Origin of the sequence: Undibacterium sp. Tian12W, from assembly GCF_049339405.1 — a bacterium.
Lineage (GTDB): Bacteria > Pseudomonadota > Gammaproteobacteria > Burkholderiales > Burkholderiaceae_D > Undibacterium.
The window spans coordinates 15,451-32,860 of sequence record NZ_JBMPPK010000027.1 but is presented as its reverse complement, the minus strand read 5'-3'; the positions used below and the strand labels follow the sequence as shown (position 1 = coordinate 32,860).

Here is a 17,410-nt window from a genome sequence, read left to right as displayed (position 1 = left end):
AAACAGTCAGACAAATCCAAGATAACGCTGGCTCGCATCGTAATACTTGAGGTTGGGCAGCAAATCCAGCATGTCCGTATCTGATACACCCAGCCATTTGCCCAGCGTGGCGGCATATTGATCGACCGAGGTGGTCGGCAACAGACGTCCCTGACCTACATCGTCATCACTATCGGTCGCCACCAGCGGTGCGGTACCGTAATAACGCTTGCCGTTGACTGCACCACCAAGCATGAAATGCATGCTGCCCCAGCCATGGTCAGAGCCATCATTATTACCGGTCAGGGTGCGGCCAAAATCGGAAGCAGTGAAGCTGGTGACCTTGCTATCGACCTTCAATTCCTTGGTCGCTTCATAAAATGAATTGAGAGCTTCAGCAACACTGGCCAGCAAGCCCGGATGGGTGCTGACCAGGCCATCATGGGTATCAAAACCACCCATGGAAACAAAGAATACCTGGCGTTTTGCACCCAGCGCACCGGCACAGGAAATCATGCGTGCCACCATCTTCAATTGCATGGCCAGGTTGTTGTCTTCATTAAATGGCGTGTTGATTGCTGGTGCTACCGCCAATGCTCCGGTCAGGACATCATTGGCATCTATCGAGCGTTTGCTGACGCGGGTATATTCATTTTCAAACAAATGCGTGCGGGCCTGCGTGACCAGATTTTGCAAAGCCGTGGAACAGGCGGCAGAACCAAACAGCGGCGCCTGCAAACCTGCAAGTGGCACGGAACCATTGGTCGAAACCTGGTATTGCACGGCAGTATTGCCAGACAAGTAAATTGCATTGCCGGAGACATTCACGCATGTGAAAGTCGCATTGCCATTGCCCGCCACAAAGCGGTCACCCATGCGCCCGCCCCAGCCCGATGTTGCCCCTTCGGCTGCAGATGATTGCCATACCGATTGCTGGTCATTATGCGAAAACAGCTTGGGCGGCAACATCGCGGTCTTGTTCGTATATTCCAGCTTGGTAGTAGGCCGTATCAGGGTGCCGACATTGAGCATGATACCCATCTTGCCTGTATTGAAGATGGGCAGCAGCGGTGCCAGCTCAGGTGCCAGCGCATACTGGTGACTGACACCGTTTCTATCGACCGGCACATTCACACCCTGCAAGGCTGTTGCATCAAGTTTGTCGCGTCCATAGGCCAGCGTCGGGCGCAGACGCGAATAAGCGGCGTAGTTGGCGCTGTCGTAAGGCACGAGCGTATTGGCGTAATCATTACCGCCATATAAAAATACACAGACGATGGCTTTGTAATCGTCAGCCGTGGCGGCTGAGGCTTCGGCCATGGCAGCGAGATTCAACGCCCAGGGTGTGGCGACACCGGCGATGGAGAGTGCAGAAGCACGTTGCAAGAATGCGCGGCGTGAGGCATTCATCGTATTTGAATTTTTCATGATGCTTTCCTGTAGTGATGGCAGCAAATTATTATTGGCGCGCAAGTGCGCTCATTTGAGAACGATGAATTCGGGAGCAGCCAGCACCAGAGTCAGTGCCGCATAGATTCTTTGTTTGCGGCGGGTATCTGTACCACGCGGCATGCTATCGACAGCCGTGCTGAGGTTTTGCAAAGTCGCCGCACTTAACTGCCCGGCTGCCAGCACCAGGTTGATTTCATCAAGCAGGGCGGGCGCGGTATCTGCCAGCGGCGTCAGGCTGCTGTAATCAGGCACGAGATCACTGATGCCGCTGCTGATAGCGCGCTGCATGTAATTTACATAGCCAACGACTGAAGATTCATTGGTGATCTGTAACTCGGGCGCGACCAGGCTGGCTGCTGCTATAGCAGTATTGGGCGGCACATAACCGGGGCGGAAGTAATTGAACACCGATGGTGAACGCAAGGGGCTTTGCCCCAGCCTGGTAGCAGGATCACTGGTGTTACCCAGGTTCCAGATATCATTGGTTGCCGTGACATTGTAGGCACGCGCCCAGGCCAGGAAACGCAGCATGGGTTCACGCAATTTGCCAAACTGCGGGTCACTGAGATTAGCTGGCTTGCGCGCCTCGTCATCGAGCAAGATGGCTTTCAATACGGCCTTCAGATTGCCTTTCTTGCTGGCCGTACCGCTGCCATCATCATTGAATACCGTAGCAACTCTGGAGACATAGCCACTTGAGGGATTGCTGGTCACCAGTCTTTGTATGAGCTGGCGGCTGATGAAGGGTGCCACATTGTCATGGGCAAAAATGATGTCGAGTGCGGCACTCAGTGCATCGGCTCCATTAAGCCCTTCGCCTACGGTTTTATCAAGAAAAGTGGAGGCACCGGTCTCATGCCTGATCGGTACCTGTGTCATGGGCCTGTGCAAAAAGTCAGGCTTGTCGGCCTTGCCGCCGGCAAGGTCAAAATCCCAGCCGGTAAAAATGCGCGCAAGGCCTGTGATGTCGGTCAGGTCATAGGTTTCTATATTCTTGCCATCTTGCTGGCGCGGCGTGCCATTGAGTTTGAGTTCCAGCAAACCTATGCTGAACAATTGCATCAGTTCACGCGCATAGTTTTCATCCGGCATGGCACCGGTTTGCGCATTGTATTTGGCATTGCCACGGAAGGTCAGGTATTGCCCCATGGCAGGGCTGGTCGAGACCATTTGCAGCAAGCCGCGGTAATTGCCAAAACAATTTGCTTCCAGCATGTCCAGCCAGGCCGCTGCAGCAAATGCCTTCCAGCCACCACCGATGAGGCCATCGATGGAAACCACGATAATTTCTGACAAGGCCAGAGTGAAGCGCTGGCGCAGAGTATCGGGCGAGCTGATCAATTTGCGCCAGGCGGTGGAATCAAAACCTGCCTGACTGTTGCGGTAGCTGATATCGTTAAAACCCTTGGACACTAGCCAATCCCAGCGCGTGCCATTACCAGGCAAGCTCAGTTGCTCATCTATCCAGCCTGCGTAACCCAGGCTTTGTACCCTGGCGATCTGGGCACGGCTGGCACCCATGCTGGCCTGAGCCAGGAAGCGCGCAGCCTCGCTGGCGGTAATTGCTGCAGCACTGGAATCTGGCGCTGGTGCTGCCGGTGGTGCAGCCATGGCTGTATTATTGCCACCAGTGTCATTTTGCGCCGTGGAAGCGCCACCACCGCACGCGGCCAGCAAGGCCGTCGATGCCAGCAGCGCCGCTGCCTTCAATTCTGCCTGTTGATTGAACGTATTCTGATCCGCTACGGTCTGAGTATTCATATCCGCGGCGATTAGCTGCTCTTCCATGTTCTGTCTCCCTGTATTGGTAGGTGGGCCTACATTATTCATTCTTGCTACCCAGAATGCAGACTAGAACAGGCATGTAAATTACTTATTACCCATTTGTAAGCAGTTGTCAGGAGTTAGGCTAATTTTCTATATAGTTTGTTACTTGCAAATGTAAATAGCATTAAAGATTCAAAAACCGGGCGCGTCATTTGTTACACTTTCGTTTTTTATCAGCATGCGCCGGTTTGCCGATTCAGCGACAGACAATCTTTGTTACAGGGAGAGACATAGTTTGAGGTATCCTTGCCACCTTGAAATTCTGCACACCGGTTCATATAGTCCATGAAGTTGAGCATAGAAGCGCCTGAGGATGAAGTTGCCCTGCCGGGCGAGATTCATTTGCATATCCGGTTTCGCCCTGCGAATATGTTCGGCATCTTGCTGGCTTTGCTGGTCCACGGGCTCTTGCTGTACTTCCTGCTGCACATGAATGTGCTCAAGAAGAAACTCGACAAGGCTGGCTCCAGTGAACCCATGGTCTTTATCATGGACAAGGTAGCCAAAGCCCCCAAACAGGCGACTGCGCCACAAAAGCAAAAGGCTGAATCTAAGCCGGTGCGGGTGCCACCATCCAAAAACGCAATCACCCGACCCAAGATACCGCCACCGCCAGTCACAGACTCGCCAATAGCACAACCGCCGCCGCCACAAGCCAAAGAGACCCCGCCAGAAATGGACATGATGGCCCTGGCCAATGCTGCACGTGAACGCCGCCGCCCGGCAGAACAGGCCGCCGCCCAGGAAAATGAAGGTGCGCGTCAGGCAGGCCGCGGCATGACCCCACAGGAAGTGGCCGAAGCCAATGTCAAACGCAGCATGCAGCAAGCAGCCAACCGTGGTGGTGGCAGCGGTGTGTTTGAACTGGGGACAGTAGGCACGCGGGTAGCCAGCTTCACTTTCCGTGGCTGGAACACCCGTGTCATTGCTTCGAATGGCAAGCAGTCCTTTGAAGTCGATGCCGGTCTTGGTGGTGACGTACGCCTGGCAGTAGTGCGCCGCATGATAGAAATCATACGTATGGAATACAAGGGCGACTTCAACTGGGAATCCCGCCGGCTGGGCCGCGTGATCGTCAAGTCAGCCCGGCCAGAAGATTCTGCCGAGCTGGAAAACTTCTTGCTGAAAGAGTTTTTCCCTTAATTTTCCTTAATTTCTCTTAATTTTCCCTAGTGCGGCTGGTGACCACGCCAGCCCGCCCGTAATGATTGCCAGGCCTGTACCAGCGCGTGCCGCCAGTATGCAGGCTCTGGTTTTTGCAGCAGGACATCGCTAGCCTGCAACGCCCGCAATTCCACCCAGCCATCATTTGGTACCTGATACACACTGCCTGTGTCCAATACCGTATCGGCCTGCCATGCCAGCCCCTCGACAAATTGCGGCCAGGCGATTAAACGCAGTTTCCCTGTCTTCACATATAAGGTGCTGCCTGCTGCTAACAGGCAGTGCATGCTCTGGTCTTGCCTGATGCTATTGCTATGCATGGTAATGCTCCTGAAAATGATCCAAAAAGAGCTTTGGATACAGGCATCAGGATAGACCTGGCCTGCGGACCTGCACAGACACAGAAAATACACATCTGTATCGCATCAGACAGCGAATTCATAATCTGTTATTGTATCGTTAGCCCTGAACTGTATCTGTGCAGGCCCTGAGCATCTTTACATCGTCAAGCTATGCAAACCCTACCTCTCTACAGGCAACTGGCCGACCATTATCTGAATGCTATCCGTTGCGGCACGCTCAAGCTCGGTGACCGCATGCCTTCGGTGCGCAAACTCATGCATGTGCATGGAGTCAGTCTATCGACGGCCTTGCAGCTATGCCGCCAGCTGGAAACCGAGGGCTGGCTGGAAGCGCGCCCGCGTTCCGGTTATTTTGTGCGGCAGCCACGGCGGGTGCGCCTGATACCGGCGCAGGAACCGACGATAGGCAAGATCATCGACCCGGCACAGTTTGTCGGCATTCATGAAAAAGTCTCTGAAATCATCGCCCAGGGCCAGCGCCTGGTGAAATGCAATCTGGCGCGGGCAACCGGTGGCCCTGCCCTGTACCCGCACCAGCAATTACGCAGCCTAACTGTCAGCACCTTGCGCCGCTATCCTGAACTGCTGACCAAGGCAATTACGCCGGGCGGCAACCGTGAACTCAAGGCAGCACTGGCCAAGCGCGCACTCGACTCTGGCATCAGTACCTCGGCTGACCAGGTCATCATCACCAATGGCTGTATTGAAGCCCTGAACCTGGCCTTGCGTGCGGTGGCGCAAGCGGGCGATGTCATCGCCGTCGAATCGCCAACTTTTTACGGCCTCTTGCAAGTACTGGAAAGCCTGGGCATGAAGGCGCTGGAAATACCGACCAGCCCAAGCACCGGCATTTCTGTCGAAGCACTGGAGCTGGCCATGCAGACCTATGACAATATCAAGGCAGTCGTGGTGGTGCCGCATTTGCAAAATCCGCTGGGTAGCATGATGCCTGACCAGCACAAGCAAAAGCTGGTGGCGCTGTGTGAAAAGCAAGGCATACCGCTGATAGAAGATGACTCCTACAGCGCCCTCGCCGATGGCGACAAAATCCCGACTGCACTCAAACAATGGGACCATAGCGGCAACGTGATTTACTGCGCATCGGTACACAAGATACTCGCGCCCGGCATGCGCGTAGGCTGGATACTCGCAGGCCGCTGGCAAGAACGGGTGAACATGCTGAAGTATGCACACACGCGTTATAACGAAGAATTGTCACAGATAGTCACAGCAACTTTTTTGCTGTCATCAGCTTATGACAGGCACCTGCGGAAACTACGTAGCAGCCTCGCCGTGCAAAGAGAAAAAATGGCTGAAGCGATAGCCACTTACTTCCCGGAAGGCACGCGCGTGACCATGCCAGCCGGTGGTGTTTCCTTGTGGGTGGAGATGCCGACAGGCACGTCTTCCCGCGCTGTTTTTGATGCCGCTCTAGAGGAGAGTATCCTGGTTTCGCCAGGTTTGATGTATTCCAATTCAAATCGTTTTGATCATTTTCTACGCCTCAATTGCGGCATGCCATATACCCAGGATCTGGATGATGCAATGCGTTTACTGGGTCGCATTATTCAGCATCAGGCAACACATTCTTCTGCATCAAGACAACATATTGCTGCATAAAAATTAGTCACTGTGGAAAGCCACAATTGTGGCTGCCACTGGGATTTTCCATAATGCGTGCACTGAAGGGAAAAAATATCCCTCAACGTGCTCGCCACCGGATTACATGATGTGCGAGACTTTCTACCATCCCAAGGAGACCAAGGATGAAAGCTCAAGCCTTCTACAAATCCCTGTATTTTCAAGTCATCACCGCCATCATTCTGGGCGTGATGCTTGGCCATTTTTATCCTGAATCCGGCGCCGCCATGAAGCCTCTTGGTGACGGTTTCATCAAGCTCATCAAGATGCTGATCGCACCGATTATTTTCTGTACCGTCGTCGTTGGTATCGCGGGTATGGAAGACATGAAAAAAGTCGGAAAAACTGGTGGCCTGGCATTGCTGTATTTTGAAGTTGTCAGCACCATCGCTTTAATCATAGGACTAATCATCGTCAATGTTGTGCAGCCAGGCGCTGGCATGCACGTTGATGTACATACACTCGATGCCAAAAGCGTAGCAGCGTACGCAGGGCCGGGGAAAATGCAATCGACCATAGAATTTTTGATGGCGATGATTCCTACAACGATAGTCGATGCTTTTGCCAAAGGTGAAATTCTTCAAGTATTGTTGTTTGCCTTACTCTTCGGTTTTGCCCTGCATCGTTTCGGCGGTCGCGGAACCATGATTTTCGACTTCATCGAAAAATTCTCACACGTCTTGTTTGTCATCGTCGGCTACATCATGAAAGTGGCTCCTATCGGCGCATTTGGTGCAATGGCTTTTACTATCGGAAAATACGGCGTGGGTAGTTTGCAGCAACTGGGTTATTTGATGATGACCTTTTACGCAACATGTCTGATTTTTATTTTTGTCGTGCTAGGTACGATCGCAAAAATCCATGGATTCAGCATCTGGAAATTCATCAAATACATCAAGGAAGAATTGCTGATTGTTTTGGGAACGTCATCTTCAGAATCTGCTTTGCCACGCATGATGGCAAAGATGGAAAATCTGGGCGTGAAGAAATCCGTAGTTGGTCTGGTTATTCCTACCGGTTACTCCTTCAACCTGGATGGCACTTCGATTTACCTGACTATGGCGGCAGTATTTATTGCACAAGCAACTGATACACCAATGTCTCTGATGCAGCAATTATCTTTACTAGCTTTTTTGCTGGTTGCCTCCAAAGGTGCAGCGGGTGTTACAGGCAGTGGCTTTATCGTGCTGGCAGCTACTCTGTCTGCAGTTGGTGACATTCCAGTCGCTGGCCTGGCGCTGATACTCGGCATAGACCGTTTCATGTCTGAAGCACGTGCATTAACGAACCTGATCGGCAATGGTGTCGCCACCGTCGTGGTTGCCAAATGGGGTAATGATGTGGATACCGTCAAGTTGCAAAGACGTTTGAATAATGAAACTGTGGAAGAAGCAGAAGACCCTGAACTCTTGATGGATACGGCGTCCATGCATACAGCAGTGCGCTAAGCTTAAAGCAAGTTGCAGGCAAAACAAAAAGCGGACCTTGAGTCCGCTTTTTGCATTCCGGTTTCAGCTATTTTTTCAGATGCCGCAATGCCAGAGTCAGGGCCATTAACTGTATGGTCGCAGCCAAAAAGAAAGGCGCGCCCAGCAAGATACTGCCCTTGGGAAAATGACTGACTTGCCCGACTATCGACGTTCCTATCAGCGTGGCAAACACGCTCATGATACTGGCCAGTGCTGTCAGCGAACCCATGGCCAGGCCTTGCGAACGTGCATCGACGGCACGCGAGAAAAAGCCTTGTAAGGCAGGCCCGGCAGCAAAGGCAAGCACATTGCACAGGATCAGCACATACATCATCCAGCCCTGGTTCGCCAGGCCATAACAAGTCAGTGCCAGAGTCGAAGAGGCCAAGCCTATCAATACCGCATTCGCATCGCCAACGCGTTTGATATAAGACCCCAGGAACACGCCCTGCATGAGTACGCTGGAAACACCGACCATGAACAGTGAAAAACCATTTTGCATGGGTGTCCAGCCAAAGCGCAATTCTGTCGATAAAACCCAAGTGGTTTGCAGAGTAAATTGAGCAAACATGGTCAGGGCATATACCCACACCAGCGCACCGACGCCACGCAAATGCGCAAGCCCCCGCAAACCGGCAAAGGGATTGGCGGCAGAAATATGAAAGTCCTTGCGGTGGTCGGCAGGCAGGGATTCTGGTAGCGAGAAATAACCATACACCACATTACCCAGCGATACAGCGGCAGCCAGATAAAACGGGTAATGGATATGCGCCTCACCCAGCAAGCCACCAACGACAGGCCCACAGATAAAACCGAGGCCAAACATCGCACCTATCTTGCCCAGCGCCTTGGCGCGGTTTTCTGGTGTCGATACGTCGGCAATATAGGCATTTGCCACGGACAGATTACCTGCAGTGATACCGCCTATGGCACGCACCACCAGCATCCAGTAAATGCTGGTGACCTGGGTCAGCAAAAGGAAATTCAAACCGAGGCCAAATACACAGATCAGCAAAACAGGGCGACGGCCAAAGCGGTCACTGAGTGCTCCTATCATAGGAGCAAAGACAAATTGCATGACACCATACACAGCGACAATCGCGCCATACCAGTAAGCCTGGCTGTCTGCCTGCAAGGTATAACTAGCCACCAGCCGTGGTAGGACCGGAATGATAAGACCTATGCCGAGGATGTCGAGAAATACCGTGATCAATACAAAACGTACATTGGTCGGCAGCGGCTTGGCAGCATCTGCCTGTTCAGAACTTGTCATACCAGACATCCTTTTAGCGGAATTTACGTAGCCTAATAGTATATGATTACCGTCAAGTACAATTGCACGGGAGCCATTATGGCTTTGTTTGATCACTTTCTCATCATTGCCTTGCTGGTCGCCATCAGCGCATTTTTTTCCATGTCCGAGATTTCACTGGCGGCTGCGCGCAAGGTCAAGCTGCAGATACTGTATGCAGAGGGCGAGCCACGTGCGGGCAAAGTGCTGGCACTGCAGCAAGAGCCGGGACATTTTTTTACGGTCGTACAAATCGCCCTGAATGCGGTCGCCATACTTGGCGGTATCCTCGGCGAACAAGCCCTGACGCCGTATATCCTGAAAGCTCTGGTCGCTATCTTTGGCATGACCAGTTGGGTAGAGACTGTCAGCTTTGTCACATCCTTTTTGTTCGTGACCTCGATTTTCATTTTGTTTGCAGACCTGATGCCCAAGAAGATTGCCATGATTTCGCCAGAGACCGTGGCGATGCTGGTAGTCAGCCCGATACTTTTGTGTGTGCGCCTGTTCAAGCCCCTGGTCTGGGTCTTCAATGGCCTGGCCAACCTGATGTTGCGTCTGTTTAATTTGCCGACGACCAGGAATGAGCAAATCACTTCAGATGAAATTTACGCCATGTTTGATGCCGGTGCCGAAGCAGGGGTGGTGTTGCAAAGCGAGCACCATATGATAGGCAATGTGTTCGAGCTGGAAAGCCGCACCGTGCCATCAGCCATGTCGCAGCGCGACAGCATTGTCTATTTCACCCTGCAAGATACTGATGTGGTCATACGCCAGAAGATCGCCGAGCATCCGCATACCAAGTTTTTGGTATGTGATGGCAATATCGACAATGTGGTCGGCTATGTCGAGTCCAAGGATATCTTGAAGCGGGTGCTGACCAACCAGGCATTTACCAAGGTGCAGGAATTATCCATACGCACAGCTCTTGCCGTGCCTGATTCGCTGACCCTGTCTGAAATGCTGGAACAATTCAAGGGAACGCGCGAAGACTTTGCTGTCATCTTCAATGAATATGCCCTGGTGGTGGGTGTCATCACCCTCAATGATGTGCTGAGTACCCTGATGGGCAATCTGGTTCACCCCTTCCTCGAAGACCAGATCGTCCAGCGTGATGCCAATTCCTGGCTCATTGACGGTGCGACAACAATCGAGGATGTCTGCCGCGCTCTCGACATCGATAGCTTGCCTGAGCAGGGAAGCTATGAGACCATTGCCGGTTTCATGATGACGATGCTGAAAAGGATACCCAAGCGCACTGATTTTGTCATGCTGGGGGCTTACAAATTCGAAGTCGTCGATATTGACCACTACCGCATAGATCAATTGCTGGTCGTCAGACTCGATGATGCGGCCGATACCAGCAAATCACCATAATTATTACTGTTTTGCTATCTGCTTTCTTCAGCATCAGGTCTTAACCCATTTTTATCACCGTCAACAGCAGCTTCTGCAAAGCTGCTGACTTACCCGTTTTTATCAGGATTTTCATGTCGCACGCTTGTGGAGTAGATTTTGGCACCTCGAATTCAACTGTTGGCTGGCACAGGCCGGGCCAGCCTGCGCTGTTAGCGCTGGAAGAGGGCAAAGTCACCCTGCCATCGGTGGTATTTTTCGATGTGGAAGATGAACAGGTCAGTTATGGCCGGGCGGCGCTGAGCAATTATCTGGCTGGCTATGAAGGCCGTCTGATGCGCTCGATGAAGAGCTTGCTGGGCACCAGCCTCATGGATGGCCAGACTGAGGTACAGGGCAAGTCCGTGCCTTTCCGCCATTTGCTGGCGCAATTTATCGGTGAACTCAAAGCACGTGCAGAAAAATCTGCGGGCTGCAACTTTACCCAGGCTGTCATAGGCCGCCCTGTGCATTTTATCGATGATGACAGCAAGGCCGACAAACTCGCACAAGACACGCTGGAACAAATCGCCCGCGCAGCAGGGTTCAGGGAAGTGCAATTCCAGTATGAACCAATTGCTGCCGCCTTTGATTATGAATCACGCATCAGCAAGGAAGAACTGGTACTGGTTGCCGACATAGGCGGTGGTACCTCAGACTTTTCGCTGGTGCGCCTGGCGCCGGAACGTGCCCACAAAATAGACAGGAAAGACGATATCCTCGCCAATGGCGGCGTCCACATAGGTGGCACTGACTTTGACAAATACCTGAGTCTGAACCATGTCATGCCGCTGCTGGGCCTCGGTGGCCGCCTCGGCAGCCAGATCGAAGTACCGTCCAGCTATTATTTCAACCTGGCAACCTGGCACACAATTAACCTGACATATACCCAAAAAGTCTGGCGTGAATTGCAAGAAGTTTACCGTGATATCAATACGCCGGAATTGCGCCTGCGCTTTGAACGCCTGCTAAACCTGGTCGAAGAACGCGATGGCCACTGGCTGGCCATCAAGTCAGAAGAAGCCAAGATTTTATTATCTGATCAACAAGCGATAGACTTGCCACTCGAGCGTCTGCGCAGCAAACAAGCAAGCCCCGTCTGCCATCTGGCACTGGACCAGCAAGGTTTGCAAGCCTCGATTGCCCACCTGACCAGCAATATCGGCGACACCGTCAATACCGTACTGAACATGGCAAACCTGAAACCGGAACAGGTCGATACCGTGTTTTTCACTGGCGGCTCCAGTGGTGTACGCGGCTTGCGCCAGCAGATCGCCAGCATCGTCCCGACCGCCACCAAGGTTGAAGGTGATTTGTTTGGCAGCATAGGATCAGGCCTGGGCCTGGATGCCGCCCGCCGCTTTGCATGAAAATTGCGCTTGCAAGGTAGGCGTCAGCTTCGACTAATATATTTCACTTAAAGTCACAATGTCGGTGAGCCATGGCTACGCCCGGCGACAAAACTTAAACTATACTTGTTGCATCAATTAGCAGGCTTTTCTATCCGGAGAAGGCATGTCGAACGAACAAGACGATGATGATGAGCTGTTCCTGGTTGAGGATGCGGAAGAAGAAGCCGCGACTCAGCAAGCAGGGCGCAGCTGGAAAATCGCCATCGTCGATGATGATGAAGACGTACACCGCACCACCTGCTTTGCACTGCAATATGTGCATATCCTGAACCGCCCCCTGGAATTCATCCATACTTACTCCAAGAGTGAAACCCGCAGGGTATTCGCCATGGAAAGCGATATCGCCGTGGTATTGCTTGATGTGGTCATGGAAACCGAGCATGCCGGGCTGGAGCTGGTCAGTTTCATCCGCGATGAACTGGGCTGGAGCGATACCCGCATCATCCTGCGCACCGGTCAACCCGGTTATGCGCCAGAAGAAGAAGCGATACGCGACTACGACATCAATGACTATAAAACCAAGAATGAGCTGACCCGCAAAAAACTGCTGACATCTTTGACAGCAGCCGTACGCTCATATGAACAGATACGCACCATCGATGCCAGCAGACGCGGCCTGCACCAGATCATCAGCTCCAGCGCCGCCTTCACTTTCGAACACGGCATACAGTCTTTTGCCAGCGGCGTGATTACCCAGATTGCTGCCTTGTGCGGTGTACCGCCTGAAGGCTTGCTGTGTGCCCAGGGTGAGCTCAATGAGTTTGATGAAGAAATCCCTGAGACCTTCAACGTCATCGCTTCTGCCGGGCATTACAGCAACCTGATGAATTGCCCGATTGATGATATCCACAATGCCCGCGTGCGCGATGCTTTACGGCATGTGCTGACAAACCGTGAATCATTATTCACCGATCACAGCATGACGCTGTATTTTTCTGGTCGGGGTAACCGCCCTCTGGCGGCCTTTATCGACTTGCCGTTTTCACTGTCAGAGATCAACCAGCATTTGCTGGAAGTGTTTTGTTCCAATCTAGGCGTCTGTCTCGATAACCTGAGCCTGGTCAACCAGCTCAAGAACCATGCTTACCGCGACCAGTTGCTCAAACTGCCCAACCGCCTGAAGTTCATAGAGCAGATCAGTGCGACCCTGGCCAATGAACTGCCAGGGCAAATGGTGGCGCTCATGGACATTGATGATTTTGCCGAAATCAATGATGTACTCGGCCATCATTATGGCGACCTGATACTCAAGGCCGTGGCCGACAGGCTGCGTGAAAAGCTCGGTGCTCCCATCTTTCTGGCGCGCATTTCCGGTGACGTATTTGGTCTGCTCGGTAGCAAGGAATTGCTTGAACCGGAAACCCTGAAGCTGATGTTTGTACAGCCATTCACGATAGCAGAAACTGCCCATGCAGTATCGATGTCGATAGGCATGGTAGCACTCGAAGGTTATATCGGTGATGGTGCCGAGCCGCTGAAAGATGCGAGTATCGCCTTGAAGCGTACCAAGATACACCAGCGCGGCAGTTGCACCTTGTTCACCCGCTCAATGGGTATAGAGATACGCGAACGCGCAACCCTGATGCAGCATTTGCACAAGGCCTTTGATGCCGAGCGCCTGTTCCTGATGTACCAGCCGCAAATTGATCTGGAGACTGGCAAATTCACCGGGCTGGAAGCACTGATACGCTGGCGCAATGATGATGGTGTGCTGATACCACCGAATGATTTTATCCCGCTGGCTGAATATTCCGGCCTCATCATCAGCCTCGGTGCCTGGGTATTGCGCACCGCCTGCTTCATGATGGTCAGGCTGCAAAAAGCCGGGATTGCGCCGCAACGCATGGGGGTGAATGTCTCGGTCGTGCAATTCCGCCAGGACGACTTCATCGCCATTGTGGAATCCGCATTGAAGGATACTGGTTTGCAGCCAGAAAACCTGGAACTGGAAATTACCGAATCAGTCACGATGACCAGCGCCATCCTGTTTGAAAGCAAACTCGCCAGTTTGAAAAAACTGGGTGTCAAAATCGCTATCGATGATTTTGGCACTGGCTTTTCTTCGCTGAGTTACCTGGACAAATTGCCGGTCGATAGACTCAAGATAGACCGCGCCTTCGTCAACCAGATCGATACGCCCGAAGGGCCGCGTATCGCCGAACTGATTACCCAGCTAGGTAAGAAACTCGGCCTGCAAGTCATTGCCGAAGGGGTAGAGCATGAAGCCCACTGGAAGACATTAGCAGCGATGGGTTGCCATGAAGCCCAGGGGTTTTATATAGGCCGCCCCATGCTGGAAGAAAATCTCATCAGCTGGATCAATCTCAGAAAATAAAAAGCTGTCACAAAACGGGCAAGATACTTCCCCCCGTCTCGCAACAGCCTTCTATCACAACATGTAAGCCAGATACTGCCTGCAGCATCTGGCTTTTTAAAGCTTACTTGCTACAACTTACTTCTTGTCCGTCATGGCTGGACGGTCACCAGTCTTGTGTTCTGGGCTATGCTCACCACCAGGCTTGCCCATGCGATCACGCATATGCGATGCCATACGACGATGGCTTTCATCAAAAATCTTTTGCTGCTCAGGTGTCAGCACAGCATAGAAAGTTTTCAGTGCGGTCAGGCGTGTTTGCATTTTCGCCAGATGCTCTTTCATTTTTTCCAGCCCTTTTTCCATACGCTCTGGCGTCGTCAGTTTTTCCATTTCCTTGCGGTCAGGACGGGCTGGCATGGCACCGGGATTCATGGCATCGATAAAAGTTTTCCAGGCTGGTTCTTGCGCAGCCGTGATTTTCAATTTGTCATGCAGCTCGGCCTGGTGCTTGGCCATGCGCTCTTTCATTTTTTCTGCCCACTTGGCAGGGTCGCCATGTGGCTGACCATGACCGGCATTGGCAGAAGCGGATGCTGGTGAAGGAGGCTGTGCCAAGGCACTGCCTGCACTACCGATCATGCTCAGGCCAACAGCCGTCACTGCGATCATGAGTTTCTTTTGGAGTTGCTTTTGTAAGGTATTCATCATTTATTTTCTCTTTCTGTTCAGAAGAATAAACTCACAGGTCTGCTGCACATACTCTGCAAATTTGTGAGTCAAGCTGACTGATCGCTTGCGGGACTGGATGCAAGTCCGGTGTTGCGGTCTCAGACATGTGGTGCATCTTGCAGCAAGCTTGTAACGTCGAAATGTCCGTCTGCTCTCGCTTTGTATCGACGTGTAACAGTAGAGAATGATAAGGTGGTATGTTACGGTTTAAGATAACAAGACGATACAAAATCAGGGTTTTTATAGACTGGATCGGGCTCATAATGAAGAACATGGACACACCAAATAAAATTCTCATCGTTGATGATGATCGCGACATCCGCAATTTGTTGGCTGATTATCTGGATAATAATGGCTACAGCACCATCATGGCTGCCGAAGGCAATGCCATGTGGGCAGCCCTGCAAAATCACCAGGTTGATCTGGTCGTACTGGACCTGAACCTGCCTGGTGACGATGGCCTGACACTGTGCCGCACGCTGCGCAGCAAATCGACTTTGCCGGTCATCATGCTGACTGCACGTGGCGAGCCGCTGGACCGCATCCTGGGTCTGGAAATGGGCGCCGATGATTACCTGCCCAAACCTTTTGAGCCACGCGAATTACTGGCCCGCATACGCAGTGTATTGCGCCGCACCCAGACCAATGTCAACACACATTCTGGTGAAGCCTTGCAAAAACTTAAATTTGCGGGCTGGACCCTGGACTTGACGGCCCGCCACCTGATCAGCCCTGACGGCATGGTGGTGTCTTTGTCGGGTGCAGAATTCCGCATGTTGAATATCTTTTTGGAACACCCCAACCGCGTACTGAACCGTGACCAGTTGCTGAACATGACGCATGGCCGCGATGCCGATCCATTTGACCGCTCCATCGATATTCAGATCAGCCGTCTGCGGCAAAAACTACGCGAAGATGCGCGTTCACCTCAGATTATCAAAACTGTCAGGAACGGTGGCTATGTACTGGCCGTGACTGTCGTCGTGGAGCAAGATGCATGAAAATCCTTTCGTCGATGTGGGGCCGGGTATTTGCCATCCTGCTGGTAGGCGTCATCGCATCGGCGGTACTGACCTGGTCGCTGGCTTTTGGCGAAAGGCAGAAAACCATATCGCAATACCGGGATTCTCACGCGGTTGAACGTGCTGAACAACTGGTGCTGGCACTGGATGCGCTGCCAGCCGAGAACCGCGAAAAATTCCTGGCGACAGCACCACGCCTGGGTTTGAAGGTGGCTACCCTGCCAGCGGAAACCACTGACCAGGCACCTCGTTCTGACTACGCAGCAGCAGTCAGCGAAAGACTGGGCAAGACGTTTCGCGTGATGTCATTGGCGCAGGACCCTGAATCATGCCCGCGCAACCCGCAAAATGTACAGACCAACCGCCTGCCCTGCGAAGCACTGGGTATCACCCTGCATGATGGCACTGCCCTGCGCCTGACGGTATTACCACCGCGTAATCCGGCCCCACCATTGCGCCCTGACTTTTTGCAATACCTGTTCCTGTTCCTGGCCAGCATAGCCGTACTGGCTTACCTGATCGCCCGCATGACCATGCGGCCTTTGCAGCAAATGGCCAAGGCAGCCACCGCATTGGGGCAGGATATCAACCGCCCGCCTTTGCCAGAAAAAGGCGCGACAGAAATTTTGCAGGCCACCCGTGCCTTCAATGCCATGCAAGCCAGAATACGCCAGCATATTGCCCAGCGCACCCATATGCTGGCGGCGATCACTCATGACTTGCAAACCCCGCTGACGCGCCTGCGCTTGCGCCTGGAAAAGGTCAGGGATGAAGAATTGCGCGACAAACTCATCGAAGATTTGTCCGGCATGCAAATGATGATACGCGAAGGCCTGGACCTGGCGCGCAGCATGGACAGCAATGAAGCCCTGAAACCGCTGGACCTCGATTCTCTGCTCGACAGTGTCTGCGCCGACGCTGCGGATGCCGGACAAAATGTCAGCTTTGAAGGCAAACCCGGTTTGACTGTCATGGCCAGACCACAAGCCCTGCGCCGCTGCCTGACCAATCTCATCGACAATGCCGTCAAATATGGTCAATATGCAACGGTCAGCCTGGTGTCAGGCAAGGACGCCGCCAAGGATGTCTTGCATGTATTGATACGTGACGGTGGTCATGGCATACCGCCCGAATTTCAAAGCAAGGTATTTGAGCCATTCTTTCGTATGGAAACTTCGCGCTCCAGAGAATCCGGCGGTACCGGACTGGGCCTGACGATAGCCCAGAATATCGCTCAGCAACATGGCGGTAAATTGCAGTTAAGCAATCTGCCCGAAGGTGGCCTGGAAGTGCGTCTGACCCTGCCCTTGCAAACGGCCTGAGTCCTTTTTTCGTTTTTCCCCTCGCTGC

Annotated in this window: 13 protein-coding genes; 8 read left to right on the top strand and 5 right to left on the bottom strand. The window is 52.7% G+C overall.

Annotation, left to right across the window (positions count from 1 at the left end; translation table 11 throughout):
- Window positions 1-6: 6 nt before the first annotated feature.
- Entirely contained in the window at window positions 7-1,407 is a 1,401-nt protein-coding gene (locus tag ACO0LI_RS26705; protein WP_423036496.1) for a DUF1501 domain-containing protein, read from the bottom strand.
- A 51-nt stretch (window positions 1,408-1,458) separates the two neighbouring features.
- On the bottom strand, window positions 1,459-3,219 hold the full coding sequence (locus ACO0LI_RS26700) for a DUF1800 domain-containing protein (protein ID WP_423036494.1): 1,761 nt from the start codon (window positions 3,217-3,219) through the stop codon (window positions 1,459-1,461).
- 324 nt (window positions 3,220-3,543) lie between these two features.
- Here ACO0LI_RS26700 and ACO0LI_RS26695 point away from each other — a divergent pair, with 324 nt between their 5' ends.
- Window positions 3,544-4,401 carry a hypothetical protein gene (locus ACO0LI_RS26695; protein ID WP_422979108.1) on the top strand — a complete coding sequence of 286 codons (858 nt, stop codon included), beginning with the start codon at window positions 3,544-3,546 and terminating at the stop codon, window positions 4,399-4,401.
- Window positions 4,402-4,427: 26 nt separating this feature from the next.
- Here the strand turns inward: ACO0LI_RS26695 and ACO0LI_RS26690 are convergent, their stop codons facing one another.
- Window positions 4,428-4,742 carry a hypothetical protein gene (locus ACO0LI_RS26690; protein ID WP_423036492.1) on the bottom strand — a complete coding sequence of 105 codons (315 nt, stop codon included), beginning with the start codon at window positions 4,740-4,742 and terminating at the stop codon, window positions 4,428-4,430.
- 192 nt (window positions 4,743-4,934) lie between these two features.
- On the opposite strand from ACO0LI_RS26690, the gene ACO0LI_RS26685 reads away from it, so the two are divergent.
- Both ACO0LI_RS26685 and ACO0LI_RS26680 read left to right on the top strand, forming a co-directional pair.
- Complete coding sequence (locus ACO0LI_RS26685) at window positions 4,935-6,404, top strand: PLP-dependent aminotransferase family protein (protein WP_423036490.1); 1,470 nt, start codon at window positions 4,935-4,937, stop codon at window positions 6,402-6,404.
- Window positions 6,405-6,550: 146 nt separating this feature from the next.
- On the top strand, window positions 6,551-7,873 hold the full coding sequence (locus tag ACO0LI_RS26680) for a dicarboxylate/amino acid:cation symporter (protein ID WP_423036488.1): 1,323 nt from the start codon (window positions 6,551-6,553) through the stop codon (window positions 7,871-7,873).
- Window positions 7,874-7,940: 67 nt separating this feature from the next.
- Here the strand turns inward: ACO0LI_RS26680 and ACO0LI_RS26675 are convergent, their stop codons facing one another.
- Complete coding sequence (locus tag ACO0LI_RS26675) at window positions 7,941-9,167, bottom strand: MFS transporter (RefSeq protein WP_422951619.1); 1,227 nt, start codon at window positions 9,165-9,167, stop codon at window positions 7,941-7,943.
- 78 nt (window positions 9,168-9,245) lie between these two features.
- On the opposite strand from ACO0LI_RS26675, the gene ACO0LI_RS26670 reads away from it, so the two are divergent.
- From ACO0LI_RS26670 to ACO0LI_RS26660, 3 genes are all read left to right on the top strand, one after another.
- Window positions 9,246-10,562 carry a hemolysin family protein gene (locus tag ACO0LI_RS26670; RefSeq protein WP_422951620.1) on the top strand — a complete coding sequence of 439 codons (1,317 nt, stop codon included), beginning with the start codon at window positions 9,246-9,248 and terminating at the stop codon, window positions 10,560-10,562.
- 113 nt (window positions 10,563-10,675) lie between these two features.
- The gene (locus tag ACO0LI_RS26665) at window positions 10,676-11,950 is read left to right on the top strand and encodes an Hsp70 family protein (RefSeq protein ID WP_423036486.1); all 1,275 of its coding nucleotides are present in this window, start codon (window positions 10,676-10,678) and stop codon (window positions 11,948-11,950) included.
- 145 nt (window positions 11,951-12,095) lie between these two features.
- Window positions 12,096-14,327 (top strand): bifunctional diguanylate cyclase/phosphodiesterase, encoded by a 2,232-nt coding sequence (locus tag ACO0LI_RS26660; RefSeq protein ID WP_423036484.1) that lies wholly within the window; start codon window positions 12,096-12,098, stop codon window positions 14,325-14,327.
- A 117-nt stretch (window positions 14,328-14,444) separates the two neighbouring features.
- Here ACO0LI_RS26660 and ACO0LI_RS26655 read toward each other — a convergent pair whose 3' ends face one another.
- Window positions 14,445-15,017, bottom strand: a complete 573-nt coding sequence (locus ACO0LI_RS26655) for a Spy/CpxP family protein refolding chaperone (RefSeq protein ID WP_423036482.1) — start codon at window positions 15,015-15,017, stop codon at window positions 14,445-14,447.
- Window positions 15,018-15,310: 293 nt separating this feature from the next.
- Here ACO0LI_RS26655 and ACO0LI_RS26650 point away from each other — a divergent pair, with 293 nt between their 5' ends.
- Together ACO0LI_RS26650 and ACO0LI_RS26645 are read left to right on the top strand one after the other, a co-directional pair.
- Window positions 15,311-16,039, top strand: a complete 729-nt coding sequence (locus ACO0LI_RS26650) for a response regulator (protein WP_422951624.1) — start codon at window positions 15,311-15,313, stop codon at window positions 16,037-16,039.
- Window positions 16,036-17,382 (top strand): ATP-binding protein, encoded by a 1,347-nt coding sequence (locus ACO0LI_RS26645; protein ID WP_422951625.1) that lies wholly within the window; start codon window positions 16,036-16,038, stop codon window positions 17,380-17,382. Before ACO0LI_RS26650 ends, ACO0LI_RS26645 begins: the two co-directional genes overlap by 4 nt.
- The last annotated feature ends 28 nt before the right edge of the window (window positions 17,383-17,410 follow it).